This window comes from Mesorhizobium sp. M7A.F.Ca.US.005.03.2.1, from assembly GCF_003997795.1.
GTDB classification, from domain to species: domain Bacteria; phylum Pseudomonadota; class Alphaproteobacteria; order Rhizobiales; family Rhizobiaceae; genus Mesorhizobium; species Mesorhizobium ciceri.
In genome coordinates this window covers 1-6,930 of record NZ_RZRP01000286.1, presented here as the reverse complement: position 1 = coordinate 6,930, position 6,930 = coordinate 1, and the positions used below count along the sequence as shown (strand labels likewise).

The following is a 6,930-nucleotide window of genomic DNA, read 5'->3' as shown; positions in this document are numbered from 1 at the left end:
GTCTTCAACCTTCATGACGCCCTCAATCCTCACGCTGCCTTCCGCCGCCGGCAGCAGCCCGGCGATGATCCGCAGCAAGGTCGACTTGCCCGATCCGTTCGGCCCGGTGACGATAAGCGCCTGACACTGCTCCAAGGCAAAGCCGATGCCGGAAAACACCGCGTCGCCGCCTCGCTCGCCGCCCAGATTTTCGGCGATCAGCCGCATTCCTCGCCTGCCCTGAAACCATGTGTCGCGGCCGCTGCCGCATCGCACAAAATTGCTTTCCAACTGTCTAGAACTATTCCAGAAAATTCTCTATATGCGGTGCATCCGTGCCAGCGGTCGGCACGGGAACAGAATTAGCGCCGAACCAGCGCACGCGCCGCCTTGAACGGCTCGGGTTGCTTGGGAACGGACAGCGGAAATGGCCGTACCCGCACCTTTGCGCGTGATTGCATGCCATCGGCGTCCGTTCCCTTTCAGGCTGAACAGACAAGGATCGCACGTGTCAAAATCTCTCGACAGTTTCAATTGCCGCCGCACGCTGACCGCAGGCGGCGCTGAATATGCCTATTTCGATCTCATCGAGGCCGAAAAGAACGGCCTTACCGGCATCTCGCAACTGCCCTATTCGATGAAGGTGCTGCTGGAAAACCTGCTGCGCAACGAAGACGGCCGCTCCGTCACCAAGGAATCGATCCAGGCGGTGGCCGGCTGGCTGACCGATAAGGGCACCGCCGGCGTCGAGATCGCCTATCGCCCGGCCCGCGTGCTGATGCAGGATTTCACCGGCGTTCCGGCCGTGGTCGACCTTGCCGCAATGCGCGACGCCATGGCTTCGCTCGGGGGCGATCCGCAGAAGATCAACCCGCTGGTGCCGGTCGACCTCGTCATCGACCATTCCGTCATCGTCGACGAATTCGGCACGCCGATGGCCTTCGCCCGCAATGTCGAGCTGGAATATGAGCGCAACGAAGAGCGCTACAAATTCCTGAAATGGGGCCAGCAGGCGTTCCGCAACTTCCGCGTCGTGCCGCCCGGCACCGGCATCTGCCATCAGGTCAACCTCGAATATCTCGGCCAGGTGGTGTGGACCAACACCGAGGACGGCGAAACCACAGCCTATCCCGACACCTGCGTCGGCACCGATTCGCACACCACCATGATCAACGGCCTGGGCGTGCTCGGCTGGGGCGTCGGCGGCATCGAGGCCGAGGCGGCCATGCTCGGCCAGCCGGTCTCCATGCTGCTGCCGGAAGTCATCGGCTTCCGTCTCACCGGCAAGCTGAAAGAGGGCGTCACCGCCACCGACCTCGTGCTCACCGTCACCCAGATGCTGCGCAAGAAGGGGGTCGTCGGCAAGTTCGTCGAGTTCTTCGGCCCGGGCCTCTCCAACATGACGCTGGCCGACCGCGCCACCATCGGCAACATGGCCCCCGAATATGGCGCCACCTGCGGTTTCTTCCCGGTCGACTCGGAAACCATCCGCTATCTCACAATGTCCGGCCGCAGCGAGGACCGCATCGCGCTGGTCGAGGCCTACGCCAAGGCCCAGGGCCTGTGGCGTGAAACCGGCTCGGCCGACCCTGTCTTCACTGATCTGCTCGAGCTCGAACTTGGTTCCGTCGTGCCGTCGATGGCCGGCCCCAAGCGGCCTGAAGGCCGCGTCGCCCTGGAAGGCATTCCGGAAGGCTTCGCCAAGGCGATGGAGACCGAATACAAGAAGGCGGCCGAAATCTCCAAGCGCTATGCCGTCGAAGGCACCGACCATGATCTCGGTCACGGCGATGTCGTCATTGCCGCCATCACCTCCTGCACCAACACCTCGAACCCGAGCGTGCTGATCGGCGCCGGTCTTTTGGCCCGCAATGCCAACCGGCTCGGTTTGAAGCAGAAGCCGTGGGTGAAGACCTCGCTGGCTCCCGGCAGCCAGGTGGTCGCCGAATATCTGGAGAAATCCGGCCTGCAGAAGGAGCTCGACCAGATCGGCTTCAACCTGGTCGGCTTCGGCTGCACCACCTGTATCGGCAATTCCGGCCCGCTGCCGGCGCCGATCTCCAAAACCATCAACGACAAGGGCCTGATCGCCGCCGCGGTCCTGTCCGGCAATCGCAACTTCGAAGGCCGTGTCTCGCCTGACGTGCAGGCCAACTATCTGGCCTCGCCGCCGCTGGTCGTCGCGCATGCGCTGGCCGGAACTGTCACCAAGGACCTCACGACAGAGCCGCTCGGCGAGGACAAGAACGGCGAGCCGGTCTACCTCAAGGACATCTGGCCGAGCTCGGCCGAAATCCAGGAGTTCATCGAGAAGAACGTCACCCGCGAGCTGTTCGCCCGCAAATATGCCGACGTCTTCAAGGGCGACGAGTACTGGCAGAACGTCAAGGCGCCGGAAGGCCAGACCTATGCCTGGGACGACAACTCGACCTATGTGCAGAACCCGCCCTATTTCGCCGGCATGACGTCAGGTTTCGGCAAGATCGGCGACATCAAGGGCGCCCGCGTGCTCGGCCTGTTCGGCGACAAGATCACCACCGACCACATTTCGCCGGCCGGATCGATCAAGGCAGCGTCGCCGGCCGGCAAATACCTCACCGACCACGGCGTCGGCGTCGCCGACTTCAACCAGTACGGCACGCGGCGCGGCAATCACGAGGTGATGATGCGCGGCACCTTCGCCAACATCCGCATCCGCAACCACATGCTGGGCGAGAACGGCCGCGAGGGCGGCTACACCATCCACTACCCGTCGAAGGAAGAGGAATCGATCTACGACGCGGCGATGGAGTACAAAAGGGAAGGCGTGCCGCTGGTCGTCTTCGCCGGCGTCGAATACGGCAACGGCTCGTCGCGCGACTGGGCGGCCAAGGGAACCAATCTGCTCGGTGTCCGCGCGGTCATCGCCCAGTCTTTCGAGCGCATCCATCGCTCGAACCTGGTCGGCATGGGCGTCATCCCCTTCGTCTTCGAGGAAGGCACCTCATGGGCATCGCTCAACCTCAAGGGAGACGAGCTGGTCGAGATCGACGGGCTGAGCACCATCAAGCCGCGCCAGACGATGATCGCCAAAATCACCTATGGCGACGGCACGGTCAAGAACGTGCCGATCATCTGCCGCATCGATACGCTGGATGAGCTCGACTACTTCAAGAACGGCGGCATCCTGCAATACGTGCTGCGCGATCTGGCAGCTTAGTAAGGGAATAAGGCAGTAAGGCAGTAAGGGAATAGGGAATAGGGAATAGGGAATAGAGCACCCTACTGCCCTACTGCCCTACTGCCCTACTGCCCTACTGCCCTACTGCCCTACCTTCGGCGCCCCAAACCGCGCCGCGGCGGCCAACAACACACCCAGCATCAGCCCGTTGAGGATGTGCCAGAGGAAGTGCGTGCCGAGCGGGAAACCGCCGCAGACCAGCGGGTCGATCATCCGGCAGACGACGGACACCACGAAGATCGCCGATCCGGCCAGATTGTACCAGCCGGCGCGATTGCCGCTGGCGGCTACCAGCGCGCCGAAGAAGGCGAGCGCCAGGAACGGCGGCAGATAGCCCGTCGTGCCGTTCGACGCCTGGCGCAGCCAGTCCGGCACGGCAACGGTTATCGCCCCGGCAATCACATAGAAGGCGATGAAGATGGCGATGGCTTTGCCCCATCGCATGCCGAGGAAGCGACGCAGATTGAACAGCGTGTAGGCCAGCGTGAAGCCGGCGATCGGCAGCACGTCGGCCCAGACCGTGCCCTTGGTGGCAAAAGTATGGAAGATCGTCGAGCCGATGCCGATCGCCACCACCCACCAGGCCAGAACCTCGGCGAAGGCGCCGGTGCCCAGCCTTCGCACCTCGCGCACGCCCCACAGGCCGGCGGCGATGAAGGCGAAGTTGGTCAGGGCGTTGACCGGTTCGGACCAGAATTCCGGGCCGGTCCGCTCGCAATAGAGGTCGACCGGCGCCAAAAACGTTTGCCACATCGCGATTGCCGCCCGAATCGGTTTCTATCCTGAAGCGCAGATCCTTCCTATTGCGCGGTTGCGGTCGGCTGCAACGGCAAAATTTCACCGCAACGTGACTTCCCGTTGACTTCCGGTTCTGCCACATATTTCAGCAATCAAGATAAAGCCGGCATCACCGGCGGGAATCGGAATGGCCATGGCCTCGCGAAAATCATTGTGGCTGGCAGCTCTTGCGCTGGCCTTCTCGGCGTCTGCCGGCGCCGGGCATGCCGGCGAATCCGATCGCGCCCAGACCGACCGGGTCCAGATCGAAAAGCCATTGGGCGTGGTCGAGCTGTTCACCAGCCAGGGCTGCAGTTCCTGCCCGCCGGCCGATACTCTGTTCTCCGAACTTGCCGCCAAGGAAGACATCGTCGCGCTCGCCTATCACGTCGACTACTGGGACTATCTCGGCTGGCAGGACACGCTCGGCCGCAAGGAGAACACCGAGCGGCAATACGACTATATGCGCGCCTTCGGCAGCCGCTCCGTCTATACGCCGCAGGCCGTCATCAATGGCCGCGTCCATGTCAACGGCGCCAACCGCGGCGAGGTCGATGGTGCGCTCGCCCGCATGGCCAAGAGCGGCGAAGGCATGCGCGTCGCCGTCAAGGTCAGCCGCACCAGCGATCGCGTGATGATCGACGCCGGCGATGCCGGCAACGGCCCCAGCGACGCCCATGTCGTCATCGTCTATTTCGACCCGCCGCAGACGGTCAAAGTCGGCGAGGGCGAAAATACCGGCCGCAAGATGACCTACTGGAACGCCGTCACCGGCATCCAGACCGCCGGCATGTGGCATGGCAAGGCACAGCGCTACGAACTGCCGATGAGCGAGATTGCCAAAAAGGGCGGCTGCGCCGTGCTGCTGCAGTCGGTCGGCAAGGACGGCATGCCCGGTCCCATTCTCGGCGCCGCATTCATCCACAAGCCTTGAGATAGAGCGCTCAAACCCCGGCCGCGGTAGCGCGAAGGTTCACCTATCACCAGCCAATAAAAAACCGACGTCAGCTTGCTTCTGACGCCGGTCATTTAGGTTTTGGGATCGTCGCTCCCGGTTCTTCCGAGGAAGAGCCGAGGTTGGTTCGATCCGACGCAGACCCGTGGGCGGGGGGCTTGGGGTTTACGAGCCGGTGCCGGACCGAACCGTCTCAGGCAACGCCGGTAAATTCGTCGGACATTGGGGCATGAGCGCGGATAAAAAAAGGCAGAAATGTGGCGGAACATCACCAATTCCAACACGGCGTTTCATAAAAGTGACTGGACGTGACGGAAACGGCGCGGCGCGGGGCTCGGTTCGCCGGGCCTTGCAATTCAGTCGCGAACACGCCAACTTTGGTTGGCAAAGATTCATTTTGAAGGATCGAGGCATGACCGATGACAGTGGCGGGACGGAGGATGGGGACGCATCCGCAATAATCCCGCTGCACGAGGCGCGACGCGAACGTCTCGATCAGCCGGTGCGGTTCGACCGACGCGAGCTGGACCAGATCCTCAGGCTCTACGGACGCATGGTCGCCGCCAATGAATGGCGCGACTACGCCATCGATCATCTCGCCGACCGCGCTGTCTTTTCCGTCTTCCGCCGCACCAGCGAAGTGCCGCTGTTCCAGATCGTCAAGGATCCGAAACTGGCCCGCAAGCAGGGCGCCTTTGCCGTCATCGCCGCCGGCGGCCGCATCTTGAAACGCGGCCAGGAACTCGGCCGCGTGCTCGGTGTGTTCGACAGCAAGTTGAAGCTGGTGGAAGCCTGAGCAGGGAATTAGAGCAGGGGAATTGAAGAAATGGAGAATTGATGAGTTGAGAAAAGGCCTCGGCGTCATCTGTTGCCGCCGCTTCTTTTTATTCTTCAGTTCTTCAATTCCGCAATTCTTCAGTTCCTTCTTCAGTCCGCTCTAAGGCGAAACTTCCGCTCCGGCAGCGAACTCGGATCGGGCGGCGTCGAGGCACCGCCATTCAGGGACAGCTGCATGAACACCGTGTCCAGCCAGCGGCCGTGCTTGTAGCCGGAACCTTCAAGGCGGCCCGAATGGCGAAAGCCGAGCTTTTCGTGCAGCCGCACCGAGGCGCTGTCGGGACGGCCATCGCCGATCACCGCGATGATCTGGCGAAAGCCCGCCGTCGTCACCGCCTCGATCAGGCTTTGCATCAGCTTGAGCCCGACGCCCTGGCCCTTGGCCTCGGGCGCGACATAGACCGAATCCTCGACAATGAAGCGATAGGCCGGGCGTGGCCGGAAGGCACCGGCATAGGCGTAGCCGAGAACCGCGCCGTCCTTCTCCGCCACAAGGTAGGGAAAGCCGCCGGCCATCAGGCTGTCGAATCGAACACCCATCTCCGCGCGGCTCGGCGGCTCCAACTCATAGCTCGCCGTGCCTTGGGCGACCGCGTCGGCGTAGATGCCGGTGATGCTGTCGAGGTCGGCCGCTGTCGCCGGTCGAATCGTAATAGTGCTCATAGTTTATGGGTGCCATTTCTCTGCTCGCGATAACAGCAAAGCCCGGCACAAAAGAAAAGGGCGGCCGTTGGGCCGCCCTTTTGGAACTCGATGGTCCAGCATGCTGAACTAGCGACGGTCGCCCATGAACTGCAGCAGGAACATGAACAGGTTGATGAAGTCGAGATAGAGCGTCAGCGCGCCCATGATCGCCTTGCGACCGGCGACGTCCGAACTGTCGCCCTCGAAATACATCTCCTTGATCTTCTGCGTGTCATAGGCGGTGAGGCCCGCGAAGACCAGCACGCCGATCGCCGACACGGCAAACGACAGCGCCGACGACTGCAGGAAGATGTTGATCACCGACGCGATGATGATGCCGAACACGCCCATGATCAGGAACGAGCCCATTGCCGTCAGGTCGCGCCTGGTGGTGTAGCCGAACAGCGACAGCGCACCGAAGGCGGCGGCCGTGGCGAAGAAGGTCTGTGAAATGCTGGCCGTGGTGTAGACCAGGAAG

7 protein-coding genes are annotated in these 6,930 nt (G+C 62.5%); 3 read left to right on the top strand and 4 right to left on the bottom strand.

What is annotated here, in order from left to right; genetic code table 11:
- The coding region (locus tag EN991_RS17205; RefSeq protein WP_127369193.1) for an ATP-binding cassette domain-containing protein at positions 1–207 on the bottom strand (207 nt) is incomplete at its 3' end.
- Between the two features lie 280 nt (positions 208–487).
- On the opposite strand from EN991_RS17205, the gene acnA reads away from it, so the two are divergent.
- A complete protein-coding gene (acnA, locus tag EN991_RS17200; protein ID WP_013528828.1) occupies positions 488–3,178 on the top strand; it encodes an aconitate hydratase AcnA in 2,691 nt (896 codons plus the stop codon).
- Between the two features lie 102 nt (positions 3,179–3,280).
- Here acnA and EN991_RS17195 read toward each other — a convergent pair whose 3' ends face one another.
- Positions 3,281–3,952, bottom strand: a complete 672-nt coding sequence (locus tag EN991_RS17195) for a ceramidase domain-containing protein (RefSeq protein ID WP_064992626.1) — start codon at positions 3,950–3,952, stop codon at positions 3,281–3,283.
- Between the two features lie 172 nt (positions 3,953–4,124).
- Between EN991_RS17195 and EN991_RS17190 the strand changes: the two genes are divergently transcribed.
- Both EN991_RS17190 and EN991_RS17185 read left to right on the top strand, forming a co-directional pair.
- On the top strand, positions 4,125–4,910 hold the full coding sequence (locus EN991_RS17190; protein ID WP_013528826.1) for a thioredoxin family protein: 786 nt from the start codon (positions 4,125–4,127) through the stop codon (positions 4,908–4,910).
- 433 nt (positions 4,911–5,343) lie between these two features.
- The gene (locus EN991_RS17185) at positions 5,344–5,727 is read left to right on the top strand and encodes a DUF2794 domain-containing protein (protein WP_127369192.1); all 384 of its coding nucleotides are present in this window, start codon (positions 5,344–5,346) and stop codon (positions 5,725–5,727) included.
- A gap of 131 nt (positions 5,728–5,858) precedes the next feature.
- Here EN991_RS17185 and EN991_RS17180 read toward each other — a convergent pair whose 3' ends face one another.
- Both EN991_RS17180 and EN991_RS17175 read right to left on the bottom strand, forming a co-directional pair.
- Entirely contained in the window at positions 5,859–6,431 is a 573-nt protein-coding gene (locus EN991_RS17180) for a GNAT family N-acetyltransferase (RefSeq protein WP_127369191.1), read from the bottom strand.
- Between the two features lie 108 nt (positions 6,432–6,539).
- Positions 6,540–6,930, bottom strand: a 391-nt coding sequence (locus EN991_RS17175; RefSeq protein WP_164769148.1) for a Bax inhibitor-1/YccA family protein, incomplete at its 5' end; no start/stop codon positions are given.